The organism is Clostridium grantii DSM 8605 (genome assembly GCF_900129965.1).
Taxonomy (GTDB): domain Bacteria; phylum Bacillota; class Clostridia; order Clostridiales; family Clostridiaceae; genus Clostridium_AF; species Clostridium_AF grantii.
This window is the reverse complement of record NZ_FQXM01000004.1, coordinates 106,881-133,180: the sequence shown is the minus strand read 5'-3', so window position 1 is coordinate 133,180 and position 26,300 is coordinate 106,881. Positions and strand designations below refer to the sequence as shown.

Below are 26,300 nucleotides of genomic sequence, written 5' to 3'. Positions count from 1 at the left end.
GAGGTAATAAAATAATGGATATTAAAGAGATGCAAGAATATATAGAAGCAAATAAAGACAATACAGACGTTCAAAATTTTGTGAATGGTTTGAATCCTATTAATTTAGATAGAATTAAGTCATTTGTAGAAGAGGATAAGGATAGTAAAAGTTGGTTAGACAGTATTAAAGATAAACATTTAGGAAAAGGAATTGAGACTTTTAAATCCAACAATCTCCAAAAATTGGTCGATGAGAAAATAAAAGAATTATATCCCGACACTGACCCCAAAGATACTGCAATGGCACAATTAAAAGCGGAAATAGAACAAATGAAATCTGAATCCTTACGTAAGGATTTAACAAATAAAGCTTTAGAATCTTTAAATAGTAAGAAGTTGCCTTCTACGTTAGCAAAGTTTTTAGTTGCTGACAGTGAAGAAAATACGTTAGCTAACATTAATTCAATTGAAGAAATTTTTAACACATCTTTATCTGAAAGGGTAGAGAACAAAATAAAAAGTAACATACATATTCCTCCTACTGGTGGAAGTGGTGGGAAAATGACAAAAGAACAATTATTAAAAATGGGATATAAAGAAAGAGTCGAGTTTATGACTTCTAATCCTGAACTATATAAAGAATTAAACAAATAAAAATTGACTTTCGGGCTAGTCTATAAATAAGCACTATACAACATATAGAGAGGTAATTAAAAATGGCACAAACAACATTAACAAACTTAGTAAATCCTGAGGTTATGGCAGATATGATTTCTGCAACACTTCCAAATAAAATTAAATTCGCACCTTTAGCAACAATTGATACAACTTTAGTAGGACAAGCAGGAAACACTATTACAGTTCCTAAATTTGCTTATATTGGAGACGCAGAAGACGTAGCAGAAGGTATTGCAATGGGTACAACTGTATTAACAGCATCTTCTACACAAGCAACAGTTAAGAAAGCAGGTAAAGCAGTAGAGATTACAGATGAATCTGCATTAAGTGGATACGGAGATCCGGTTGGTGAAGCAGAAGCACAATTGGAAAAAGCTATTACAGCTAAAGTAGACGCTGACTGTGTAACAGCATTAGTTTCTACAACTTTAGTTTCTGACGATTCTGCAAACTTTATTTCTTATACAGGTATAGTTGATGCTATAGATAAGTTTGAAGAAGAAGACGATGAAACAAAAGTATTATTTATACACCCACTTCAAAAAGGCACTTTAAGAAAAGATGAAAACTTTATAAAAGCTTCCCAAATGGGCGATAACACAATAATGACAGGTGTTATTGGTGAAATAGCAGGTTGCCAAGTTGTTGCAAGTGCTAAAGTTCCAGTAGCAGCAGGTGTATATTCTAATTTAATTGTTAAAGCAGGAGCATTAACAATCTACTTGAAAAAAGATGTAAATGTTGAAACTGACAGAGATATATTGGCGAAAACTACTGTAATTAGTGCAGACGAACATTATGTAGCAGTATTGAGTGACGAGTCTAAGTGTGTAAAATACTTAGCAAAATAATTAATTGAGAGGGTAAATCCCTCTCTTTTTAATGGAGTTGAATTAAATGTTAATTAGAAGACATAGAGAAAAAGAAAAAGAAAAAAATGAAGTAGTAGAAAAAGTTGAAACTGTAGAAAAGGTTAAAAAAACAACTACTACTAAAAAGAAAACTAAATCTACTACTAAAAAGTAGAGGTGTTATAAATGGATATATTAGAAGAAGTAAAAATAATTTTAGATATAACAGATTATTCTAAAGATGAATTATTGAACATTTATATTAGAAAATCAAAACAGATGATTAAGCAATATCTAAATACAAATGAGACTTTAGAAGAAATAGAATCTAACTATGTGGATGCTATAGAAGAGTTAGTTGTATATATGTACCGTATAAAAGGTAAAGAAAACATAAAATCTATGGCACAAGGTAGTAGAAGTGTAACTTATGCAGATGTTGTATTCCCTGCTTTTGTAGCTAATATGTTACCCGTTCCCTTGGTTATTCTGAGGGGGTAGACTATGTTTTATGATTATATGGTGGATATTTGTAATGAAACTTATACAAAAAATGAATATGGCGATAGAGTAAAAACTAAAACTGTAATTGATACTATTGAATGTGATATGCAACCTTATTCGTCTACTCTTGCTTCTAGGGATTATGGACTTGATATTTCTTGTACTAATAGAATTTTTGCTAATATTAATTCTAATATTAAACAAGGTAATTTTATTTTTTATAATTCTAACTATTATCTTATAACTTCTACTATTATTTGGGAAGATTATATTGAAGCGATGGTGAATAGAATATGACATTTAATAATTTTACAGATGAAGTTTTAGCAGAAATAGATAGAAGGAAAAGGCAAATACTTGAAGAAATAGGCTCTCTAGTGGTAGCAGAAGCACAAATGAGGACACCAGTTCTGACAGGTGATTTGCGTAGAAGAGAAACACATGAGGTTATAAGTAATGATACAGTTAGAGTGGGTTCTGATGTTGAATATGATGCTTATGTTGAATTTGGTACAAGCAAACAGCAAGCACAACCACATTGGACACCAGCATATACAGAAAATTTAGGCACAATACAAGAAATTGCAAATAAGAATTGGGGGGAAGAATAATGTTAGATTTATATAAATTATTAAATGCTAAATTCGATGAAATGAATCTTAAAAATGTAGAAATATATAATGCTAAACCTAGCATTGTAACTGTATTCCCTTCAATTATTTTGAACTTTGAAAATGTATTTGAGTTTGAAAAATATAGAGAAGATATACAAATAGATATAGATATATTTTCTAACAATGACAGTATTGTTGAGATTGAAACAATAGTAAATACAATAGACAATGCTTTAAATAGATTAAATTATAATGATGAGGATTTGAATTGCATAATATACAGACAAAATGTTTGGAAATTCTATCTTGACGAAACAAATGAGAACGATACAACGATAATAAAACGTAGAAAATTAAAATACGTAATAAAAAAATACGAATAAAGTGAGGTAAAAAAAATGGCTGATAAAATATTATTAGGCTCTGGTGCTATTTATTTTGATTTCGGTCTTGCGACTGAAAGTTTAGTTGGTTCTACGCAAGGTGAAGGAAAATTTAATCGCAAGGTTAAATACCACGATATTGAAAGAAACGGTGCATTAGGTAAAGAAAAGGGTATGAGCATTAAAGAAAGTGTAGAAATAACTATGTCTTTTGGTGCTTTAAATTTGATTGAAACAAATATGACTAAGTTCTTTGCGGGATTAGAAAGTAAAGTAGTTGATACATATACAGAAATAACAGCAACGGAAGATTTGGTATTAAGCGATTATATTGATAACGTGGCTTTTGTTGGAACAGATAAAGCAGGGAAAGAAATAATTATTATGATAGAAAACGCAACAGGGTTAGGGGATTTGGAAATGAAATTTAAAGACAAAGAAGAAATTGTTGCAGATGTTGAGTTGACAGCTACTTTTGATCCATTAACACCAAATTGCGAACCTTGGAAAATTAAATATTTGAACTAAGACTAGAATTAATCTAGTCTTTTTTTTATTATAAAAAACTTGGAGGAACTAAAAATGAGGAATATAGTTACAGCAGATTTATTTACAATAGCAAAGATAGTAAAAAAAATGAATGTAAAGCAACAATTAAAACAAATTTTATTTTCTAACGTAGAAGATATAAAAGGTAAAACTGACAATGAAATTATACTAGCAAAAAAAGAAGCACAGTTTGAAATAATAATGATGATAATTGAGAATATTGATAATGCTGAACAAGATTTATATGCTTTTCTCGCTAAAATAACTGAACAAAAGGCTAAAGATATACAAAACATGGAAATTGATAAATTTATAGAATTAATGCAAGAATTATTTGAATCAGAAAGTTTTAATAAAGTTTTTACGGTTGCATTGAGATAGATGATATAGTTTCAATGCAAAATAAGGTTTTCAGCACATATAACGATGTGCAATCTGTGCTAGATATGGATATAGAAGATTTTATTAATATGTATTATTCGCAAATAAAGAAAGAAAAAGAAGATAGAATATATTCGGCTTGGTTGATGTTATACCAAAATATGGGTAAAGATAATTTTATCTCTTTTGAAGAATACAGAGACAAAGTAACAACAACTAAGAAAAAAAGTGAAATTAAAATAGACGAGCAAACAAAGCTAAATATAATAAATAAAGCAGAACTTATGACAGCAAAATCTAATAATGTAGAATGGACAAATAAATTGAGGTAGGTGAGAAATAAAAATGCAATTATTTGAACTTTTTGGCGATATAACGATAAGAGATGATAATGCTGAAAATAAAATAAACAATGTAACAAAGGGTGCAGAAAAAAGTAATGGAACTTTTGGTAAACTTGTAAAAACAATTGGTGCATTGGCAATAGGTAAGAAAATACTAGAATTAGGTAAATATTCCTTGACAGCTGCTAGTGATGCTGCTGAAATGCAGAGTAAATTTGATACTGTTTTCGGCTCTCTGAACAAAGGTGCAGAAGACTGGGCAAAGAATTTTCAAGATAAAGTTGGAGGTTCTAGAACAGAAATAAAAGGTATGATGGCTGATTCGCAAGACATGATGACGGGTTTTGGAATGAGTTCTGATAGTGCTTTTGATTTTGCAACGAAGATACAAGGATTGGGAACAGACTTGGCAAGTTTTCAAAATTTGCAAGGTGGGGCAGCAGAAGGTGTTGAACGTCTTAGAAAAGGTTTAATGGGGGAAACAGAGTCATTAAAAGCGATGGGAATAGTAATAAATGAAACTGTTATGAAAGAAAAGGCTCGTTCTATGGGTCTTGGAGATAATATACAAGCATTATCTGAATCTGAAAAGATGGAAATTAGGTATCAGATAGCTTTAGACCAAAGCAAAAATGCTATAGGTGATGCTGAAAAAACAAGCCAAGGATATGCCAATCAAATGAGAAATATTAAGGGCAGATTTGAAGATATAGCAGTTAATATTGGAAATAGGTTTCTTCCAGCGTTTACCACTATGGCACAATACATAGGCAACCACATGCAACAAATTGAAACAGTAATAAACGCAACAATGGATGCTATTGGAGTTGCGTTTAATTTTGTAATTGGAATAATAAACAATGTTAAAACAGCGATAACAAGCTACGCAACAGAAAATGCTACACAAATGAACTCTATTAAAACTACTGTAATGGAAGTTATAACAGCTATTACAGAATTTATAAAAGCATTTATTGTATTTGCAAAGGCATTTTGGGAAAATCATGGTGCTGAAATAATGGCTATTGTTAAAAAGTACATGGATTTTATAACGAATAATATTAAATTTGCTTTAGATATTATTAAAAACATATTTAAATTGTTTACTTCTATTTTAAAGGGTGACTGGTCAGGTGCATGGGAAGCAATAAAAAATATTGTTAGTGGTGTGATGGGTTTTCTTAATAATATTATAAACAGCGGACTTAATATGATAAAAAATGTAATAAAATTAGGGTTAACAGTAATAAAAGAAACGTTTTCTAATATTTTTAATGCACTTGGAGGCATTGCGAGTGCAGCATTATCAAATTTAGCAGGTGTTGTAAGTTCTAAATTTAATGACATTAAAGCAAAAATAATGTCTCCAATAGGAGCAGCAGTAGATTTTGTAAAAGGGCAAATAGATAAAATAAAAGGATTCTTTAGCAATTTGAATATTAGTTTACCTCATATTAAAATGCCACATTTTAAAATAAATGGAAGCTTTAGTTTAGCACCTCCAAGCGTTCCAAAACTTGGCGTAGATTGGTATGCAAAAGGAACAGATGATTTTGAAGGTGGATTAGCAGGGATAAATGAAATGGGCGGAGAGATAGTAGAACTTCCAAATCATAGTAAAATATACCCCCATGATAAAACTGTTGAAATGGCTTATAAGGATGGACAAAATTCTAAGAGTGGTGGAGATATAATTATAAAAATAGATAAATTTATTAACAACAGAAAAGAAGATGTGCAAGCATTTGCAGAAGAGTTAGAGTCTTACAGAAAACAAAATAGTTTAGCTAAAGGGGGTGCATAATATGGCACTACCTTATTTTATTTTTAATGGGATTGATAGTAGAGATATTGATGGAATTGTAGTAATTAAACTACCTGATATGATGAAAGCACAAAAGGACATAAATAAAATTGAAATAGAAGGTAGAGATGGATTTTTGACGGAAGATTTAGGTAGTTATAGAGGAACTGTAAAAACGGTTGAATGTACGTTAAAGGCTAATGCAGACATAGATTATATTTCTAGTTGGCTTGATGGTAGCGGTGAAGTGACTTTTTCTAATGAAGAATATAAAGTTTATGACGCTACAATTATAAATTCTATTTCTTTTAAAGAAATTTTTAACATTTGGCATAGCATCATAATTCAATTTGAGTGCCAACCTTTTAAAAGGGATCTAAGCACATCTATTATAACGTTAACCTCTAGTAATTCTACGGTTTACAATAATGGAACAACTACTTGTAAGCCTATTATAAAGGTTTTTGGAGAAGGTAATATTAATATCACAATTAATAATAATACTTTTAATCTAACAAATGTTGATGAATATGTGATTGTTGATAGTGATTTATTGGAATGTTACAAAGATACAGAATTAAAAAATGCTGATATGAATGGTGATTTTCCTCTTTTGCATGTTGGAGAAAACACAATTAGTTATGCAGGAACAGTAACAAAAATAGAAATACAATTAAATTTAAGATATAAATAGTGTTTAATTATTAGGCACTATTTTTATTTATAGGGGTTGATAATAAAAATGATAACACAAAAAAGTTATAGTTTTAATTTAGATATGAAGCAAAAAAAAATATATGATATAAAATTTACGCAAGGTGATAGCAAGAGCAATGTTTTAGATATTGTACTCACACAAGATGGACAGGCTTATGACTTGCTAACAAATACAGTTTATCTCTATGCAAAAAAATCTGATGGAACTACAGTTTTTATTAGTAGCTTGGATAAAATTACTATAGTTGATGCAACAAATGGAAATGTAAAATGTGAATTAACTGATGATATGGTTTCTGCAAAAGGTTTAGTTGAAGCAGAAATAATTGTATTTGGTGCTGATAATGAAAGAGTGTCTAGTGCAAGATTTAATTTTACGGTTAATGAAAGTTTGGTCGATGGTGAAGCTATTGAAAGTTTGAATGATTTTATTGCTTTGACAAGTGCTTTAAGCAGTCTCGCAGAATACGAAACTTATAAGGCAAATGTTGATACTAACACAACAAATATAGCAAATAACACAGCAGAATTAATTTCGGTTAGCTCGTCTTTGGAAGAAAAGGCGACCAAAGTTGAGTTAAATGCTTTAGGACAATTAAAACTAGAAGGGAATTATGATACTTTAGCTTTATTACAAGCAGCTCACCCAACTGGTGCAGAGGGTTTATATTTAGTTGTAGAAGATGGATATACGTATAGATGGAGTGGAACAGTATGGACACAAGCTGTCCAGTTTCAAAGTACTGGTATTGGAAATGGTACAATTTTTAAATCTGCTTTAAAAACAGATGCAATAAACTATTTAACAGATACATCAAGAGTTGATTTGTTAAATATGGATAAATATATGTGTCATAGGGGGACTATAGAACAAATATACCCTGAAAACACAAAAACAGGACATATTGGTGTTGAATCATATAATTATGCCTTAGAACTTGATGTTTTGAAAACAAAAGATAATATATTAGTATTAAGTCATGATGATACCGTTGATAGATGTTCAAATGGTGTAGGATTTATCGCAGATATGTATTATGATGACTTAATGCAACTAAATTTTAATTATGGTTATCAAAAATTTATTGATGAAAAAATACCAACACTTGAAAATGTTTTTAAAAAATATGGTAAAAGTAAAATTTATCTATTAGACATTAAGAGCTTAGCAGGTGGTATATCAACAATACTTGTTGCTCAAATGATTGTTAAATATAATTTACAAAACAATGTAATAGTTGGAGCATATACAATACCCGATATTACTAATGTGCACTCTGTAGATTCATCAATTGAATGTGGAACGGTTTATAATACGTCTAAAAGCATGGACTATTATGTTTCGAGTGGTTATAAGTGGGTTTTCTTTGGGTCTGAATTGTTACAAATGAAGGAAAAAATTTCGGAAGCTCATGCAGTTGGGTTAAAAGTTAATGTATCAGTTGTTAAAAATAAATTAGTAAATAATAAATATATTGCTTTAGGTGTAGATAGTATAATGTGTAAAAATCCTAGTTATTTAGATGGGACAATTGCAACAACTCAAATGGGATTGCCCTTCACGATACCATTTTCAAACATTTATTTGAATCAAGAATGGGCAGTAGACACTATTCACGAAAAAGTAAAATACCAAATGGTTGGTGATGGAATTGAAGAATCAGAAATATCATCTAACACACTTGATTATTGTACTTATGTTGCTAAAAAATTAACAAATAACAGCTTTAAATTAAATGCAATAATCACACCAAAAGTATTAAATGCAACGACTACTAAAAATGTCGGATTTCATTTTTCAAACTGTGATGAATTTCCAATCGGTCCAAATGGTGTTGGTGCTTATAGAGCTTCGCATGGATTTGTAGCAGAAGATATGGCAAATTCCTATCAAATCTATTTTAGACAAGATGGATTTATTGGTATTACAGAGGTATTAAACGGAACAGCAGCAGGGGTAAGTGGTGCAGCGTGGGGAAATAGTTTTACGCCAATGGCAGTTAGTGTACCTTTAAATATAGAAATAATATTTACTGCTACCACAATATCAGTTCAAGTAAATGGTGGGGTGGTCAGAACCGTAACGAATAGTGACGTTATAAGAGATTTTTATATTGGTTTTACATGGGGACAAACAGCTGCTAAAATATCAAATGTTGTTCTTTCGGCAGTTTAATACGACTTAGATAAATAAGACGAACTAACTAAGACAAGAAATAGAGTTATAAAAATAAAATAAAAATAATGAACTCCTAGCATAAATTGTTAGGGGTTTCTTTAATTTAGGGGGAAACACATGGGGGAAAATAAAAATTGTAATGAAGAGGTAATAATAAAAATACTAGGTAAAACAGATTTGAATTTAACAGATCAATTAAAGTTAAGAGGTGTAATTGAGGAAGTGTTATATCTATACGATGTAACAACAAAAGAAACAAGCTTAATAGTATCAGATTTATATGAAAAAATTCACTATTACATAGCAATTAAAAGATTAGATGGATTAAGCCAAAGAACACTAGATAACTATATCAATGTCCTAACTTGCTTTTCAGATAAAATTAATAAACCAGTTTCTTCAATAAATACAGCAGATATTAGAATGTATTTGGCTTGGAAATCTAAAACTATTAAAAATACATCACTTAATACTATTCGTTCAGTATTAAAAAGCTTTTTTAACTGGTTGCAGAGAGAAGAATATATTCAAAAAAATCCAATGGATAAAATTAATACTATTAAAGTAAGTAAAAGATTAAGAGAAGCTTTAACAGATGAAGAATTGGAATTATTAAGAAGTGCTTGTATAACAGATAGAGAGAAAGCATTAGTAGAATTTGCATATAGCACAGGCTGTAGGTTATCAGAAATAAGAGATGTAAATGTGGAAGATATTAATTGGAGCGAAATGTCCTTGAGGGTAATTGGAAAAGGGGATAAAGAGAGAAAAGTTTATTTTTCAGTCAAGGCAAAATTATTATTAAAGAATTATTTGCAAAGTAGAAAAGGTGAAAGTAATGCACTCTTTATTGCTACTAAAGGCTCTTTTGCTAGACTTGGTAATAGAAGTATTCAAAAAGAAATATCTAATGTTGCTAGTAGAACAAAAATAAATAAAGCAATATATCCACATTTATTAAGACATACATTCGCCACATTAAAATTATAAGCAGGTATGCCATTAACTGTATTACAAGCTTTAATGGGACACGAGAACCCAAGCACAACACAAATATATGCACAAATTAATTCAGAAGCAATACAAATTGCATATAGAAGAACAGCAGCTTAAAAAGCTAAGGTAGGTGAGAAATTGATAATATTATATTCACCATTTGCAACAGATTTTGAAAACAATGGACTAGGTGTAATAGACGATATAGTTACAAAAGCAGAAATAACACAAGAGCTGAATGGAGATTATTATTTAGATTTAGAAGTTACAAGAGATAAAAGAGAGAAATACAAAAGAATTGAATCATTAGCAATTATTAAAGCAGATGGACAACTTTTTAGAGTTCCTTATTTAGAAAATACTCAAAATAATGGTGCTACAATTATTATTAAAGCAAAACACATTTTCTATGATTTGTTATATGATTTTAATTTAGATGCTAGAGCAGACACCAAAACAGTACAAGAAGCTTTAGAAATATGCACAGCAATAAACCCTAGATTTACTATTACAACTTGTAGTAATTTGGGTAATAATACAGCTTATTTTATTCGAGAAAACCCCGTTAAAGGTATATTCGACAAAATATTAAGTCGTTGGGGTGGAGAACTTTACAGAGATAATTTTAATATAAGCATTAAAGAAAATTTAGGTACTAACACGGGATATTTAATATCTTATGCAAAAAATATTATTGGATTTAAGCAAAAGATAGATTATTCAACGCTTTGTACTAAAATGCACCCTGTAGGCAAAGATGGTTTAGAATTAGACGAGATTTATTTAGAAAGTCCACGAATTGCTGATTACCCCATTACATTTACAAAAGAATATAGTTTCGACGTAGTTACCAAAACAGAGTTGAAAAATGAAGCTGAAAAGTTGTGGGGAAGTATTGATATACCTAATGTATCATATGAGGTAGATTTTGCAGAATTAAAAAATACACAAGAATATGCTAAATTTAAAGATATGCTAAACTTAAATCTTGGCGATACAGTTATTATTAGACATCAAATATTCAACGTAGATTTATCAGCGAGGATTATTAAAACTACTAAAAATGTATTGTTGGATAAATATACAAAAATTTATTTGGGTGATTATGTAGACACTTTAGCAACTTCTATAAATAGTACAGAAAGTAGAGTATCTACAGTAGAAAGTAAAGTGGAAGAAATTCAAAGTGATTTAACGGTTTCAGATGATATAATTACAGATCACTTAAACAGTACAGATATACATGTTACTACATACGATAAAAATATTTGGGATACAGCAGAAAGCAATGCAAATTCATATACAGACAACGCTATTTATGAATTATTAGACAGTTCTCCTTCTGCACTTGATACACTAAATGAGTTGGCAAACGCACTAGGAAATGACCCTAATTTTTCTACAACTATACTAAATTTGATAGGTTTAAAAGCATCTCAAACAGATTTAGACACAGTAGAAAGCGAATTAACTAGAATAAAATATCTAAAATATATGGGGGTGTAATGTGTGGACACAATTAAAAGATTAGCAAAAGGAACTCTAGGAACAACAGAAACTACATTATTTACTGCAACAAAAACAACTATTATTAAAGAAATAATTTTGCATAATACAAATGTTTCTACTGCGAAAAATGCAACTATAAAATTTGCAGATATGCAAGTATATAATGTAGACATTCAAGCAAAAGAAACAATAATTATACATCTTGCATTAGTAATAGCAAATACAGAAACAATTAAAGCAAGCGGTGAAGTTAATTATTATGTGAGTGGAATAGAATTGGCATAAATTAAATAAGACAGAGGTGGTAGTAATTGGAAAGAGATGATATCGTGGAAAAACTAGAAGATCACGAAAGCAGAATTAGATGCACAGAAAAAGAAACAATTAGACAAGAAACGCAGATAGAACAGTTATGCAGCAGTATTAAAGATTTAGCACAATCGAATAGAGATTTTATTGGTACGATAAAGTGGGGACTAGGCTTGTTTATTACAATTCTAATCCCTGTTTTTACATACATTTTTAGTAAATTATAATAGAAGGGAAATGATATAAATGTTAATAGCAGTAAGTTATGGACATATTAAAAATGAAGGTGCAGTAGGAATTAGAAAAGAATTTGATATGATTAGAGAATATGCGCCTTTAGTTGTAAAATATTTAAAAGAGCAAGGGCATACTGTAGATGTAATCAGCAAAGATACAGGGGCAAGTTATTTATCTGATAGGTGTAAAGAAGAGAATAAGAAAAAATATGACCTTACTATAGATTGCCATGTTAATGCATTTAATGGAAAGGCTCATGGAACGGAGTGTATTTATTATCCCTCTAGTGAGACAGGCAAGAAATATGCAGAAAAAATTAATGCAGAAATAGTTAAACTAGGTTTTGGCAATCGTGGTGCTTATGCAGATAGAAGAGGTTTATATATGTTAAAACATACAAATTCACCTTGCGTTATCATAGAACCATGTTTTTGCGATAGTAATGTAGATATGGCTTTATATAATGCAGATAAATTAGCAAGAGCAATAGTGCTTGGTATAACTGGTAAAGAAGTTAAAGAGAAAGTTGTTGTTGTTCCTCAAAAGGATAATAAAGTTTTAGATTTACAAAAATTACTTAATAAATATAATTTTCTAGGTGCAAATGGTAAAGCATTAGCAGAAGATAATATTTGGGGTAAGAATACAGAGTTTGCAGCAAGTAAGTATATAGAAAGTATTAAGTAAGTATATAGTTAATATAGAGTCAGTATAGAGTTACTATATAGAAAGGGATGGGAAAATGGATATAAAAAATAGATTAAAAAATAAAATGTTATGGGTTTCTGTAATAGCATTAATTCCAATGCTATGTCAAAGTTTTGGATTAGATATATTGCCTTCTAATTATACAGAAGTTTCTAATAGTATTTTAGGAATAGTTATATTGTTGGGATTAGTTAATAATCCTAGTACAGAAAATGCAGGATTTAAAGACGATAAATAATAAATTAGGCTAGTGCATATATTGCATTAGTCTTTTTTTTGTTTACTAAAACATAATTTCTAAATTTTTCAAAATTAAAATTGACTAACACATATAAAAAAGGTTAAAATAGAAGTATCAGTAAATATATATGAATAAACCAATAAACACAAAAAAAATGAAAATAGTTCAAACTAATAAATAATTTGATAAGTGGCTTGTTTGCTAGGTTTTCACATACTCTAATGGAAAAGGAAAACCTACAAATTCTGAGTTTATAGCAATGGTTGCTGATAAGCTAAGATTAAAAAATAAGGTAAGCTAAGGGAGAAAATAATGAATATAGTAGAAACTACAATTGAATCCGAAGTAAAATTTGAAGGTAAAATTATAGATTTGACTGTAAAACAAGTATTATTACCAAATGGTAAACAAGCATCAAGAGAAATTGTAAACCATCCAGGTGGGGTAGCTATTTTAGCTTTTAAGGATAAAGACACTCTTTTATTAATAGAGCAATTTAGAAGTCCTATTGAAAAAATTATTTTAGAAATACCAGCTGGAAAACTAGAAAAAAATGAAGACATAGAATTGTGTGGAAGAAGAGAATTAGAGGAAGAAACAGGGTATAAAGCTAATAAATTCACTTATCTTGGAAAAATAGTACCATCTCCAGGCTACACTGACGAATATATATATTTATATAAAGCAGAAGACTTGATTAAAGGTACTATTGGATGTGATGAAGACGAATTTATAAACTTGAAAGAGTATAGATTGAGTGAAGTTAAAGAAATGATAAAAGATGGTGAAATCATAGATTCTAAAACAATTTGTGCTTTAATGTATTTATAAAAATTGAATATTATCCTTAAGTTTTACATACTTATTATTAGTGAAGTAACTTAAGGAGGATAAAATATGAAAAACTTTATTACTAACTTTGATTTAAAGAATAAGATTAGTGAAAATCTAGTGTTGTACATCATTGTATTGGTTTGCTTATGCACAGGTATTGTACTTGGTATATATGCTGTAAAATACATGGGGTCCTTTGAAAGAAATGATTTAACTAATTATTTATCAAATTTTATGGTGTCCGTGGACAAAAGTGATGCGAAAAATCTTGAAGTATTGATTCAAACTATAAAAAATAATATCCCGGTAATTATAATCATTTGGTTTTTAGGGCTAACTATGGTAGGTATGCCCTTGATATTAGTAATGGATTTGTTTAAAGGATTTAGTGTTGGATTTACCATAAGTTTTTTAATGAAGGAATTAGGTGTGCAAGGAATAGGAATATCATTATTAACTGTTATTCCCCAAAATATAATATACATACCTTGCATTATCTTAGCCTCAGTATTCTCCATTGAATTTTCTTTGAATTCATTGAATAAAAATAATTATAAAAATTCAAAAGATAATTTGGCAGTACAAATACTGTCATATACAAGCACCTTTGTAGCAATAATTATATTTATGTGTATAGGTTTTTTATTGGAGGCTTTTATAACACCCAATATAATCAAACTAATAGTTTAGTTTTATAAAGGGGGGTCTAAGTTTGAAAACTTCAATAGTGAACTTTTTCATACTTTTTATAAAATGTATTTTAATTTTATATTTTTTCACAGTAATTTTGCCTGTAGTGTTTGATTTTATATTAACTAGTTTTTTTATTAAAAACAGAAATTACAACAATGCTGTTTTTGTTTTTAAATATTACAAATTGAATTGCAATATAATGGAAGTATTTGTTAAAATATTTAAAATTTATTTTATTATATAAAAAGGGAATTTATCACACAAAAGAAATAAGGTAAAGGAGTTCTATGAGCACATACATAAATGATTTTATAAAAAATGGTGAAAAAAGAAATTTAAGTAAAAACACTTTAGAGGCATATAAAAGAGATTTAGTGAAGTATGAGGATTTTCTTTCAACAAGAAAGGAAGATTTTATTTCATCAGATGAAGTATCAGTAATGGCTTTTGTTCAGCATTTAAGAAGCTTAAATAAAGCAAATTCTTCTATTGTAAGAATAATTGTTACTTTAAGAGTTTTTTATAAGTATCTAGTAAATAAAAATATAGTAGATCAAAGTCCTCTTTTTAATTTTGAAAATCCAAAATCTAAAAGAAATATGCCTAGAATTTTATCGGTGGAAGAAGTGGATAAGTTATTAAATATGCCTGATGGCTCAACTTTAAAAGGAATTAGAGATAAAGCAATGCTTGAGGTAATGTATGCTACTGGTATGAAAACTACTGAACTTATAAACTTAAAAATATCTGATGTAAATTTGAAACTAAGTTATATTCGATGTAAAAACAATAAATTTGAAAGAATTATTCCTATAGGAAGCTATGCATCAAATTGTATAGAAGAATATTTAAAAGTAAGACCAGAAATTAATTTTTATAAAAGTGAAGACTTATTTTTTAATTTAAAAGGTAAGAAAATATCAAGACAAGGATTCTGGAAAATAATAAAAGAGTACAGTGCTATGTTAAATATTGAAAAGCAAATAGACTCAAATATATTGAGACATTCTTTTGCGGTTCATTTACTTCAAAATGGTGCAGATATTAAGTCTATACAGGAATTGTTGGGACATACAACCATAACTAGTACTCAAATTTATTCTTCTGTTTCTAAAAAATCAAAAATAATGGATGTTTACAAAAACGCTCATCCTAGAGCTTAGGATGAGCGTTTTTTTATATTTTTTTGAATTGGTAATTATACCTAAGATTAATATATTCAAATTTGGTAAAAATAAATCTATAAAGATTAAAGGAAGGAGATACAAATGATGAAAAAAAGAAAAATAATTACAATAACTATAATATCTATTCTATTGATATCATTATTCTCTAATTTATCAGCTTTAGCTGACTCCCCAAATTTGGATTTGGATGTGGAAGCTAAATCAGCTTTATTAATGGAACCTAGCACAGGGAGAATAATATATGAGAAAAATTCCCATGAAAAATTTGCACCTGCATCTGTAACTAAAATTATGACCATGCTTTTAACAATGGAATCAGTGGATAGTGGAAAAATAAAATTAAGTGATGAGGTTGTTGTAAGTGAGACAGCTAAAATGGCTGGTAAAGGTGGAAGTAGTTCTATGCTTTTAGATACTGGGGAAGTTAGAACTGTAGAAGAATTATTAAAGGGTGTTGCTATAGCATCAGGAAATGATGCAGCAGTTGCATTAGCTGAGTATCTTGGAGGTAGCGAGGATGCGTTTGTAAAAACAATGAATAAAAGAGCTAAAGAATTAAAAATGGAGGATACTACTTTTAAGAATTGCCATGGTTTGTCTGCAGAAGGACATTTAAGTTCAGCTTTTGATATTTCTATAATGTCTAGAGAATTAATAAAACATAAAGATATATTAAAATATACAGGAACCTATATGGAGACCATTTCAGAGGGAAGATTGAACCCAATAGGATTAGTTAACCATAATAAACTTGTAAGGTTCTTTAAGGGCTGTGATGGACTAAAAACAGGGTTCACAAATGAAGCTAAATATTGTATTTCGGCTACTGCTACAAAAGACAATGTAAGAATGCTTGCTATAATAATGGGGGCTCCATCTTACAAAGTAAGAAATAGAGATGCAAGTTTGCTTATGAATTACGGATTTTCAAAATTTGAAGCAAAAGCTATAATCAATAAAGATAGTGAAATAGAACAAGTGCCTTTAAATAAAAAAGGGGATAAATTTTTAATAGCAAAAGCAAGTGAAGACTTCACAACTATATTAGAAAGAGGAAAAGAGAATAAAATAGAAAAGAAATTGGATTTAGATTTATCTAAAAAAGAGATAAATCAAGGGGAAGTCATAGGTACTTGTGAAATAATAATCGATGGATTTTCCGTAGGTAAGATTAAAGTTTATAGTGACAGAACTATTAAAACTAAAGGAATATTCCAATTTTTCAAAGAAAATCTCGAAGGATTATTTGACAAAGCAATATAAAGTTGTGAAGGAAAGTTCTATTTATTGAAATAGAGCTTTTTTTATGGAAATGTAAATTTTTTTAGCATATTATGATACAATATGAGTTAAGAAGTTTCAGTAAATTTGTGACTTAAATGAATAATATTTTTACTAGAGAGGATAAGGTTATGTATAAAGTAATAATTGTTGAAGATGAAGAACCTATTAGAAAAATTATTTGTCGGTTAATTGATTGGAATCAATTAGGGTTTGAATTGGTATATGAAGCAGGGGATGGACAAGAAGCTCTAGCATATCTTGATGATAACCAAGTAGATTTAATTATTACGGATATCTCAATGCCTTTTATGACGGGGCTTGAATTATGTAAAAGAGTTACAAAAATCATGCCCTCAGTAAAAATGGTTATTTTAACAGGGTATAATGAATTTGAATATGCTCAAAAGGCTATTAATCTAAATGTTTCCCACTATTTATTAAAACCCATAACTGCAAATGAATTTAGGAGTACCCTTGAGGCTATTAAGATAGAGATGGATGAAAAATTCGCAAACCAAAAAAATATTGAATTACTTAGACAACAGTATAATGAAAGTAAAGAACTCCTCAAAAATAAATTTTTTATGAATTTAGTATTAGGATACAATCAACCCTATAACCTAGAGAATCTTGAAGAAGAATTAAGCGTTAATATACAAGCAAATTATTATACTGTTGGGGTTATGACTATTGAAGATGTGCGTGAAACTGAAAAAGAATTCTGGGGTAAGGACAGACCTTTGTTAGAATTTGCCATTTATAATGTAGCACAGGAACTTTTAGAAAATATTAATCAAGATATAATTTTCTTTGGACCAGGTAACCAAGTTTGTATGATTTTTAAAAGTGAAGATTATCCTGAGGAAGATTACTTAAATGAATTGACTTTGTGTTTAGAACAAATTGCTTTTTATATTCATAAATTATTTCATATGCAAGCAGTTATCGGCTTAAGCGACCATCATAAAAAGCTTTCTGACTTGCGTTTTGCTTATAAAGATGCAATAACGGCATTAGAATATAAGGTTTTAGAAGGCAGCGATAAAATTATAATTAAATCCAATATAGAAAAGAAATCTTCTTTTGCTTTTCATAAAATAGATGAGCAATTATTGAAACTAGAGTATTCTATAAAAGTAGGAGATTTAGAAACCTTAAAAAAAAATATAGAGTACATTTTTTCAGTAATAAAACATGAAAATATTGATATTAATGACTTTAGAACCTTGTTACTTAAAATGATTATATCTATATATAAAGCATATAATGATATTCGCTCCACAGAGGAACAGGAAGAAATTATGGAATTTGCTATATTTAGCAAAATATTTGAAATGAATGATTATAAAGAGATAAAGAATTATTATATAGATTTATGCGAAAAATTGTCAAATAAAATTAGAAATATTAGAGAAAAAGATGAAAAAAATTATGTAAAAGAAGCTTGTGATTATATTGAATTAAATTATTCTAATCCTTTTCTAGACTTGGAAGAAATATGTAAGGAATTATTCTTAAGTCCTGGGTATTTTAGTAGGCTGTTTAAAAAAACCACTGGGATAACCTTTGTAGACTATTTAACTAATGTAAGAATGGATAAAGCAAAATATATGCTAGCAAACACTACTAAAAAAATGTATGAAATATCAAGAGATATAGGCTATGAAGATCCTAATTACTTTAGCTATAATTTCAAGAAAAATGTTAATGTAACACCTTCGGTATGGCGCAAGAAAAGTGGGTATAACAATGAAGTGGAGTAAAAGTAAAATTTCAAGTCTTCAAACCTTAATTGCTTTGTCTTATTCTATAGTTATAGTTTTAATGATTAGTATTATTGGGTTTACCTCTTATGCTTTTACTACAAGAACTGTTGAAGAAAATACAAATGATTATGTATTTCAATTGGTTACACAGATTAATTATGATATAGAGTATTATTTAAGGAATATTGAAAACACTGTTAATACTCTTAAATCTACTGAGGATGTTAAAGAATATTTTAAAATAAGTGATGAAGAAATATTGATGAAGGAAACTCTTTCTGATAAACTTAATAATTTTATGGTGTCTAGAAATGATATTGTAAATATTTTTCTTCTCCGCAAAGATGGAAATATTATTGTAAATAAAGGCGATTATGAATTTAAACCTAATGTTAATTACAAAAATGAAGAATGGTATAAAAATTCAATTACAACAGATAAAATGATTATTTCAGATTCTCATATACAAAATATATTAATTAAAAGATATAAGTGGGTAGTGTCTTGTGGTAAAAGGATTCTAGATGAGGAAACAGGTGAATTTTTAGGAGTTGCAGTGGTTGATTTAAATTTCAATTTAATTAATGACATGTTAAACAATTTAAGTCTTGGAGAAAAAGGCTATATGTTTATAGTGGACAGTGAGGGTAATATAATTTATCATCCCCAAAATGAACTTATCAATAGCGGAATAAAAGATGAAGATATAGATTTCATACTAGGGTCACAAGATGGATATATTTCAACTATTGAAAATGATAGAACTAAAAATTATATAGTAGCCACCTCCGAGTACTCTGGATGGAAGATTGTGGGGACTGTTTATGAGGATGAAGTAAATAAATACAAATATATAACAAAACAAATTTTTTCTATAATGATTGGTTTATCATTAGCTGTAGCAATATTAGTTTCTTTAATTATTTCAAGAAAGTTTTTACATCCTATAAAAGATTTGCTCAAGGGAATGAATCAATTTAAAAATGGAAACTTGGATACTATTATACAAGTTAAACATGGTAATGAAATAGGGGAATTAGCGGATGAATTTAATGATATGACCGTAGAAATTAAGAAACTAGTTGAAGAAAATAAGAAAACCGAAAATTCAAAGAGAAAGTATGAATTAAAAGCTCTACAGTCTCAGATAAACCCTCATTTTCTATACAATACCCTTGATTCAATTGTGTGGATGGCAGAAGCAGGCATTAATGAAGATGTGGTAGCTATGACTTCTTCTTTGTCAAAACTTTTTAGAATTAGTATAAATCGAGGTTCTGAATTTATAACCATAGCTCAAGAACTAGAGCATATTGAAAGTTATTTAAAGATACAAAAACTTCGTTATGGCTCAAAGATTGATTATGATATAAAGGTACAGGAAGAACTTTTACAATATAGTATTATCAAGATTATTATCCAGCCTATTGTAGAAAATGCTATTTACCACGGAATCAAAACTATGCAGGGACCAGGATTTATTAATATTGAAGTGAAAGATGTAAATAATAAAATTTGTATTATAGTTGAAGATAATGGGGTAGGCATGGAAGAAGAAAAATGCAAACAACTTTTAGAAGATAATTCAGCTAATGAAACCAAGAAAACAGGTATTGGGGTTAGAAATGTGGATCAAAGGATAAAGCTGTATTATGGGGAAGAGTATGGAATAGCAATAGAAAGCGAGATTTTTGAGGGTACTATAGTTACAATATTGCTACCTAAAGAGAAGGTTGAGAAGGAGGATTCTAATGAAAAAAAATAAACTTCCTTATATTCTTATAACAGTAATTGCTATTCTATCTATTCTTCTATATAATATGTTTTTCTTAATGAATCCAGAAGATAAGGAAAATGAAATTATTTATTTTGTTTCAAAAACAAGCTCTGAAAACAACACCTTTTGGCGTAGTGTTGAAAATGGTGCAAAAGTTGCTGCTAGTGAACTAGGGGTTGATTTAATATTTGTTGGACCGGAAAGAGAAATTGACCTAGATACACAAGTTGAATTTGTAGAAGAAGGAATTAGAATTAATCCTAAAGCAATTATTTTGGCAGCTAGCGATTATAATTATTTAACAGAAGTTGCTGAAAAAGTGATTTCTAATAATATAACTTTTGTTACTGTAGATTCAGATGTGGGTATAAAAGAACCTCATAGTTTTATTGCAACAAATAGTATTGAAGCGGCTAAACTCCTTGGAAAAGAGGCAGGAAGGTTAATAGGGCGAAAAGGAGAAGTTGCTATAGTATCTCATCTTAAAGGGACTTCTTCTGCTTTTAATAGAGAAGAAGGATTTAAACAAGGAATAAGTTTATATAAAGATATTCAATTAATTGATGAAATTCAATACAGTAATAATGATGTTACAACAGCTTATGAAAAAACTAAAGGCTTAATAAAAAAATATCCAGATTTGAAATGTATGTTTGGTACCAATGAAGCCACTCTTATTGGAATGGCAAAAGCTATAAAAGAATTGGGAGTTAAAGACCAAATTACTTTAGTAGGTTTTGATATTAGTGTAGAGGCAGCAGGTTATCTTGAAGAAGATGTTATAAAAGCAATAATTGCACAAAAACCTTTTAATATGGGCTATTTAAGCGTAAAAGAAGCCATAGAACTCTCAAAAAACAATAAAGAGTATCATGAAATAGATGTAGATGTAGTTCTTATAAACAAAGAAAATATGTTTGACAGCCAAAATCAAAGATTACTGATACCATTTTTAGAAGAATAAAATAAGCAATTCAAAGGGAGACTATAAAGTTTCTCTTTTTTTTATGAAAAAAATTCAATAGGTCAGAAAATTCAATTTTCTAATCAAGATATTCAAGTTTTTATTTAAAATATTGTTTTATAATAAATACAAGAAGTAAACAATTTCAGTTACACATTATTTATAAAAAGGAGAATGAAAATGATTATAAGTGAAGAATTAGTATTATTAAATCTTAAAGCGGATTCAAGAGAGGATGCTTTAAAACAACTAGCTCAAGTTGCAGCAGCTAATGGAAAAGTTAATAATGAAGAAGTTTATATACAAGCAGTTTTAAAAAGAGAAGAGGAATATAGTACAGCAGTAGGATTTGGAGTTGCTATCCCTCATGGAAAAACAAATGCAGTTAATGAACCATTCTTTATGTTTGCAAGCGTAGATCCACTTGAATGGAAAGCTTTAGATGGGGAACCAGTTGATTTAATCTTTTTAATAGGTGTTCCAGAAAGCGATGCCTCTACTCTTCATTTAAAGATTTTATCTAGTCTTGCTAGACAATTAATGAAAGAACCTTTTAGAGTTGGTTTAAGAGAAGCTAAAACAGAAAAAGATATTATTAAATTATTAGAAGAAAGTAATATCGGAATATAAATTATTGGATTAATAGGGGGTAAAGGAATGATTACTACAGTAACTCTTAATCCTGCTATAGATAGAACTGTTATTGTTGATAAATTAAACAATGGTGCAGTGAATCGTGTTAAAAGCGTACGAGAAGATATAGGTGGAAAAGGTATTAATGTAACTAAGGTTTTAAATTCACTAGGCAGCACTTCAACAGCCATTGGATTTATGGGTAAAAAGAATTATGAAGAAACAAATGCTTTATTCAAAGAAGTTAACATTGAAACAGCTTTTAAAATGGTGGATGCAAAAACTCGTTTGAATATTAAAGTAGTTGAATCCAGCAATAATGAAACAACAGATATAAATGAAAGCGGTTTTGAAGTTTCTAATAAGGAAATTGAAGAAGTTATTGATTTAATCAAAGAATTTGCAATTAAAAGTGAATTTGTGGTTTTAAGCGGAAGTATTCCAAAAGGAATGGATGAAAATACTTATTATGAAATTATAAGCCAGATTAATGATAAAACAAAAACAGTATTAGATGCAGATGGAGCTTTGTTGTTAAAGGGATTAAAGGCCAAACCTTACTTGATTAAACCTAATATACATGAATTGGAAAATGCATTAAAAGTTTCACTTGAAAGCCATGAATCAATAGTTAAAGCAAGTAAACAGTTAATTGAAGATTTCGGCATTACCTATGTTTTAGTTTCAATGGGCGGTGATGGAAGTATATTAGTTGGTAAAGAAGAAGCTTATTTTGCTGAATCACTAAAAGTTGAAGTAAAAGGAACAGTAGGAGCAGGAGATTCCATGTTAGCAGGATTTCTTCATGGTTTAATAGAAAATGAAAATGCTTTAGCATATGCCACTGCATGTGGAGCTTTAGCAGTAAGTTTAGAAGGTACGCAAACTTTTTCAAAGAAGGATGTAATAAGTCTTTTAGAAAAAGTAAAAATAAATCTTTTAAAATTTTAAGCAATTATACAATTATACAATTATAAGGGGGAATTACCATGAAAATTTTAGCAGTAACAGCATGTCCTACAGGCATAGCTCATACTTACATGGCAGCTGAAGCAATTGAACAAGCAGCTAAAGCAAAAGGCTATGAAGTGAAAGTTGAAACAAGAGGATCAGTAGGTGTAGAAAACGAATTAACAGCAGCAGATATTAAAAGCGCAGATGCAATTATTTTGGCTTGTGATACCTCAGTACCTATGGACAGATTTGCAGGTAAAAAACTAATAAGTGTTCCAGTTGCTGAAGCATTAAAAAACACTGGAGAATTGATTGAAAGAGCATTAAAATCAAAAACTTATAAATCAAGTGATTTAACAGATGAAGTATCAAATTTAAAAGCTCAACGTTCTGAAGAAAGACAAGGATTCTATAAACACTTAATGAATGGTGTATCATTTATGATTCCTTTTGTTGTAGCAGGTGGTATTTTAATAGCTTTAAGTTTTATCTTTGGTTATGATGCCTTCCAAACAGAGGGTACTTTGCCAGCATACCTTATGGGTGCAGGTGGTGCAGCATTTGGATTAATGGTACCAATTCTTGCTGGATATATTGCATACTCTATTGCTGATAGACCAGGTTTAGCACCAGGTATGATTGGTGGTTCAGTAGCTGTAGCACTTAACGCAGGATTCTTAGGTGGTCTAGCTGCCGGTTTCTTAGCAGGTTATACAGTTGTTCTTATTAAAAAATACGTTAAGTTACCAAAATCATTACAAGGAATTATGCCAGTTTTAGTAATACCAGTATTAGGTTCATTAATTGTTGGTTTATTATTATACTATGTAATAGGTACACCAGTAGCAGCAGTAAATACAGCTATGAATAACTTCTTAACAAATATGTCAGGATCTAACGCAGTTGTTTTAGGATTGATTATTGGATTAATGATGGCCTTTGATATGGGTGGCCCTGTTAATAAAGCAGCATATGCATTTGGAACAGGAACATTAGTAGCAGGATCAGGTTCTGCAGTTATGGCAGCAGTTATGGCAGCAGGTATGGTTCCACCACTTGGATTAGGTATTGCTACACTTTTATTCAAAAACAAATTCTCAACAGGGGAAAGAGAAGCAGGAAAAGCAGCATTAGTTCTTGGAGCAAGCTTTATCACAGAAGGAGCTATTCCTTTTGCAGCAGCAGACCCTATTAGAGTAATACCATCAATAATGATTGGTAGCGCACTTACAGGAGCTTTATCAATGGCATTCAACGCTACATTATCAGTACCTCACGGTGGAATCTTCGTATTCTTCGCAGTAGGAAATTGGCCATTATATGTAGTTGCAATTTTAGCAGGTTCAATAGTATCAGCTTTATGTGTTGGTTTCGCTAAAAAAGCTTTATAATAGAAAAAATATTAAACCAGTAGAGTGATTTTACTCTACTGGTTTTTTTATTGTATGGAAATTTATAAAATAGTTCACGGTTAAAAGATAAAAGGATAGTTGACAGTGTACAGTAAAGGAGGATTTTCTTCGAAAATCTTTGAATTTAGTAAGGTCAAAAACCCTAGTTATATTAGTTTTAGCTACTATAATTAGGGTTATTTTTTTTGTTTAAATTAAAGCTTTCATGAAAATGAAAGGTATCCATACAACGAAGTTGTAATTGTTGTATTTATAAGTACTTTCCTGCTTCCTTTAAAAGTATATCTTTCTCATTAGATACTTGTTCATTAATAACTTGTTCAAGTAGAGCCTTTAAAATCTTTCCTATTTGTTCTCCTACAGGTATGCCCAAGTTAATCAAATCGCTTCCTGTAATAGCTAAGTCTTTTATAGTTGTGCAGGGGGAGTCTTTTATAACTTCATGAAAAATAAGTTCTATTTCTTGAATTTCTTTTAATCTATGGTTCAATTTATCTGGAGCTTGAGCCAAGGCGTCGGCTTTTTTTACTGAAAGCAATCTTTCAAATTGCACTAGGTTTCCATTCAATTTTGATAAAACTTTTTTTATGATGTTTTTCTTTGGTTCAATAGGATAATCGTGATATTTAATCAGCTCTAAAATATCTTTTAAGTCATTGCTATTAATGCCTTCAGCAGTGGTAAATTTCATTCTTTTAAAAATTTTAGTGGTTATTTCAAAAGAAACTTGAGGATGTTTATAAAAATGACCTACACCACGGGCATCTAGAGTAAAGCAACTTGGTTTTCCTATATCATGAAAGAACATGGTTAATTTTTCTATGAGATTATTGCAGTTACTCAAAGCAACTAGAGTATGCTGCCAAACATCATAACAGTGATAGGGGTTATGTTGCTGAAAACCCATCATAGCCTTAGTTTCAGGAATAATATAAGCAATTATTTCTTGAAATTCATCAAGTACATTCATTGCATTTTGCCCTTGTAATAGCTTAACAAATTCTACTGTGATTCTTTCCTGTGAAACCTTGGATAAAAGTTCTTTATTATTAAACATAGCAATCTTTGTAGATTTTTCTACTTCAAATCCTAGTTTAGATGCAAATCTAAGGCCTCTTATAATTCTAAGAGCATCTTCTTTTAATCTAATGTCAGGGTTTCCCACACATTTTAAAACTTTATCTTCAATATCAGCGCGTCCATTAAAGGGGTCAATAATGCCTTGGGTTTCATTATAGAATATAGCATTTTGAGTGTAATCTCTACGGCTTAAATCCTCTATTAAGCTTCTAGTAAAGCATACAGTATCAGGTCTTCTGCCGTCAGAATAATCACCATCTATTCTGTAAGTGGTGATTTCAATGTTTTCTTTATCTATAAGCACAACTACGGTGCCATGTTTTAATCCCATTAATATCATTTTGAAGTTCTTAAATACTGATTGTATTTCCTGGGGAGTAGCAGAGGTGCAAATATCCCAATCATGGGGGACCTTACCCATAAGTGCGTCTCGAGTACAGCCACCTACCACACCTGCTTCAAAGCCAGAATCAAGTAGCATTTTTATGGCTAATTCTGGAATTTTTGGTATTTCTATATTAAAGTTCATAAATTGCACACTCCTTGATAGTTTCTTAGCTAAATAATATAAAATAATAAAATTCGAAAAATAGACAAAACAATAAGAGTCTTTTATAATAAAAGAAGTAGAATTAATTATATTATACTTCATAACAAATGTTTTAGTCTATTATGCATGAAAAATATTATATTTTATGATAAAATTGTGAAGGATTTAATAAGTTAAAGGA

At 29.6% G+C, this 26,300-nt stretch carries 29 protein-coding genes and 2 pseudogenes; 30 read left to right on the top strand and 1 reads right to left on the bottom strand.

Features of this window, described 5'->3' with window-relative positions; all coding sequences use genetic code 11:
- The first annotated feature begins 14 nt into the window (after positions 1-14).
- The 30 genes and pseudogenes from BUB83_RS04245 (at position 15) to BUB83_RS04105 (ending at position 24,468) form a co-directional block, all read left to right on the top strand.
- On the top strand, positions 15-635 hold the full coding sequence (locus tag BUB83_RS04245) for a DUF4355 domain-containing protein (protein ID WP_073337203.1): 621 nt from the start codon (positions 15-17) through the stop codon (positions 633-635).
- Between the two features lie 62 nt (positions 636-697).
- The gene (locus BUB83_RS04240; RefSeq protein WP_073337202.1) at positions 698-1,510 is read left to right on the top strand and encodes a N4-gp56 family major capsid protein; all 813 of its coding nucleotides are present in this window, start codon (positions 698-700) and stop codon (positions 1,508-1,510) included.
- A 46-nt stretch (positions 1,511-1,556) separates the two neighbouring features.
- Entirely contained in the window at positions 1,557-1,685 is a 129-nt protein-coding gene (locus BUB83_RS22670; RefSeq protein WP_278336913.1) for a hypothetical protein, read from the top strand.
- An 11-nt stretch (positions 1,686-1,696) separates the two neighbouring features.
- Positions 1,697-2,011 carry a phage head-tail connector protein gene (locus BUB83_RS04235; protein ID WP_143160471.1) on the top strand — a complete coding sequence of 105 codons (315 nt, stop codon included), beginning with the start codon at positions 1,697-1,699 and terminating at the stop codon, positions 2,009-2,011.
- Positions 2,012-2,014: 3 nt separating this feature from the next.
- Positions 2,015-2,311 (top strand): hypothetical protein, encoded by a 297-nt coding sequence (locus BUB83_RS04230; RefSeq protein ID WP_073337201.1) that lies wholly within the window; start codon positions 2,015-2,017, stop codon positions 2,309-2,311.
- Positions 2,308-2,625, top strand: a complete 318-nt coding sequence (locus BUB83_RS04225) for an HK97-gp10 family putative phage morphogenesis protein (RefSeq protein ID WP_073337200.1) — start codon at positions 2,308-2,310, stop codon at positions 2,623-2,625. The genes BUB83_RS04230 and BUB83_RS04225 overlap by 4 nt, the downstream gene beginning before the upstream one ends.
- Positions 2,625-3,011 carry a hypothetical protein gene (locus tag BUB83_RS04220; RefSeq protein WP_073337199.1) on the top strand — a complete coding sequence of 129 codons (387 nt, stop codon included), beginning with the start codon at positions 2,625-2,627 and terminating at the stop codon, positions 3,009-3,011. The genes BUB83_RS04225 and BUB83_RS04220 overlap by 1 nt, the downstream gene beginning before the upstream one ends.
- A 15-nt stretch (positions 3,012-3,026) precedes the next feature.
- Positions 3,027-3,539, top strand: a complete 513-nt coding sequence (locus BUB83_RS04215; protein ID WP_073337198.1) for a hypothetical protein — start codon at positions 3,027-3,029, stop codon at positions 3,537-3,539.
- A 54-nt stretch (positions 3,540-3,593) separates the two neighbouring features.
- Complete coding sequence (locus BUB83_RS04210; RefSeq protein WP_073337197.1) at positions 3,594-3,941, top strand: hypothetical protein; 348 nt, start codon at positions 3,594-3,596, stop codon at positions 3,939-3,941.
- A gap of 14 nt (positions 3,942-3,955) precedes the next feature.
- Positions 3,956-4,273 carry a hypothetical protein gene (locus BUB83_RS04205; RefSeq protein WP_073337196.1) on the top strand — a complete coding sequence of 106 codons (318 nt, stop codon included), beginning with the start codon at positions 3,956-3,958 and terminating at the stop codon, positions 4,271-4,273.
- A 13-nt stretch (positions 4,274-4,286) separates the two neighbouring features.
- On the top strand, positions 4,287-6,089 hold the full coding sequence (locus BUB83_RS04200) for a phage tail protein (protein WP_073337195.1): 1,803 nt from the start codon (positions 4,287-4,289) through the stop codon (positions 6,087-6,089).
- A gap of 1 nt (position 6,090) precedes the next feature.
- Positions 6,091-6,783, top strand: coding sequence for a phage tail domain-containing protein (locus BUB83_RS04195; RefSeq protein ID WP_073337194.1), 693 nt, complete (start codon positions 6,091-6,093; stop codon positions 6,781-6,783).
- Positions 6,784-6,831: 48 nt separating this feature from the next.
- Complete coding sequence (locus BUB83_RS04190) at positions 6,832-8,982, top strand: BppU family phage baseplate upper protein (RefSeq protein WP_073337193.1); 2,151 nt, start codon at positions 6,832-6,834, stop codon at positions 8,980-8,982.
- 120 nt (positions 8,983-9,102) lie between these two features.
- A pseudogene (xerA, locus tag BUB83_RS04185) lies at positions 9,103-10,098 on the top strand (site-specific tyrosine recombinase/integron integrase).
- Between the two features lie 21 nt (positions 10,099-10,119).
- A complete protein-coding gene (locus BUB83_RS04180; protein WP_073337192.1) occupies positions 10,120-11,487 on the top strand; it encodes a phage tail spike protein in 1,368 nt (455 codons plus the stop codon).
- A 3-nt stretch (positions 11,488-11,490) separates the two neighbouring features.
- Positions 11,491-11,775 carry a hypothetical protein gene (locus tag BUB83_RS04175; protein ID WP_073337191.1) on the top strand — a complete coding sequence of 95 codons (285 nt, stop codon included), beginning with the start codon at positions 11,491-11,493 and terminating at the stop codon, positions 11,773-11,775.
- Positions 11,776-11,801: 26 nt separating this feature from the next.
- Positions 11,802-12,026 (top strand): hypothetical protein, encoded by a 225-nt coding sequence (locus BUB83_RS04170; RefSeq protein ID WP_073337190.1) that lies wholly within the window; start codon positions 11,802-11,804, stop codon positions 12,024-12,026.
- A 19-nt stretch (positions 12,027-12,045) separates the two neighbouring features.
- A complete protein-coding gene (locus BUB83_RS04165) occupies positions 12,046-12,723 on the top strand; it encodes an N-acetylmuramoyl-L-alanine amidase (protein WP_073337189.1) in 678 nt (225 codons plus the stop codon).
- Between the two features lie 55 nt (positions 12,724-12,778).
- Positions 12,779-12,982 carry a phage holin gene (locus BUB83_RS04160; RefSeq protein ID WP_073337188.1) on the top strand — a complete coding sequence of 68 codons (204 nt, stop codon included), beginning with the start codon at positions 12,779-12,781 and terminating at the stop codon, positions 12,980-12,982.
- 211 nt (positions 12,983-13,193) lie between these two features.
- Positions 13,194-13,286 (top strand): annotated as a pseudogene (locus tag BUB83_RS21500) (sporulation transcription factor Spo0A); the annotation flags it as partial.
- Positions 13,287-13,297: 11 nt separating this feature from the next.
- The gene (locus BUB83_RS04155; protein ID WP_073337187.1) at positions 13,298-13,816 is read left to right on the top strand and encodes an NUDIX hydrolase; all 519 of its coding nucleotides are present in this window, start codon (positions 13,298-13,300) and stop codon (positions 13,814-13,816) included.
- Positions 13,817-13,882: 66 nt separating this feature from the next.
- The gene (gene spoIIM / locus BUB83_RS04150) at positions 13,883-14,509 is read left to right on the top strand and encodes a stage II sporulation protein M (protein ID WP_073337186.1); all 627 of its coding nucleotides are present in this window, start codon (positions 13,883-13,885) and stop codon (positions 14,507-14,509) included.
- A 290-nt stretch (positions 14,510-14,799) separates the two neighbouring features.
- Positions 14,800-15,675 carry a site-specific tyrosine recombinase gene (locus BUB83_RS04140; RefSeq protein ID WP_073337184.1) on the top strand — a complete coding sequence of 292 codons (876 nt, stop codon included), beginning with the start codon at positions 14,800-14,802 and terminating at the stop codon, positions 15,673-15,675.
- 108 nt (positions 15,676-15,783) lie between these two features.
- Complete coding sequence (locus BUB83_RS04135; protein WP_084133403.1) at positions 15,784-16,962, top strand: D-alanyl-D-alanine carboxypeptidase family protein; 1,179 nt, start codon at positions 15,784-15,786, stop codon at positions 16,960-16,962.
- Between the two features lie 149 nt (positions 16,963-17,111).
- Positions 17,112-18,746, top strand: a complete 1,635-nt coding sequence (locus BUB83_RS04130) for a response regulator transcription factor (RefSeq protein ID WP_073337182.1) — start codon at positions 17,112-17,114, stop codon at positions 18,744-18,746.
- Positions 18,733-20,514 (top strand): sensor histidine kinase, encoded by a 1,782-nt coding sequence (locus tag BUB83_RS04125; RefSeq protein ID WP_073337181.1) that lies wholly within the window; start codon positions 18,733-18,735, stop codon positions 20,512-20,514. Before BUB83_RS04130 ends, BUB83_RS04125 begins: the two co-directional genes overlap by 14 nt.
- Entirely contained in the window at positions 20,501-21,490 is a 990-nt protein-coding gene (locus BUB83_RS04120; RefSeq protein ID WP_073337180.1) for a substrate-binding domain-containing protein, read from the top strand. The genes BUB83_RS04125 and BUB83_RS04120 overlap by 14 nt, the downstream gene beginning before the upstream one ends.
- Before the next feature lie 180 nt (positions 21,491-21,670).
- Entirely contained in the window at positions 21,671-22,120 is a 450-nt protein-coding gene (locus BUB83_RS04115; protein ID WP_159434045.1) for a PTS sugar transporter subunit IIA, read from the top strand.
- Between the two features lie 27 nt (positions 22,121-22,147).
- Positions 22,148-23,074 carry a 1-phosphofructokinase gene (gene pfkB / locus BUB83_RS04110; RefSeq protein ID WP_073337178.1) on the top strand — a complete coding sequence of 309 codons (927 nt, stop codon included), beginning with the start codon at positions 22,148-22,150 and terminating at the stop codon, positions 23,072-23,074.
- Between the two features lie 38 nt (positions 23,075-23,112).
- On the top strand, positions 23,113-24,468 hold the full coding sequence (locus BUB83_RS04105; protein WP_073337177.1) for a PTS fructose transporter subunit IIC: 1,356 nt from the start codon (positions 23,113-23,115) through the stop codon (positions 24,466-24,468).
- Positions 24,469-24,739: 271 nt separating this feature from the next.
- Here the strand turns inward: BUB83_RS04105 and BUB83_RS04100 are convergent, their stop codons facing one another.
- Entirely contained in the window at positions 24,740-26,098 is a 1,359-nt protein-coding gene (locus BUB83_RS04100; protein ID WP_073337176.1) for a CCA tRNA nucleotidyltransferase, read from the bottom strand.
- Between the last annotated feature and the right edge of the window lie 202 nt (positions 26,099-26,300).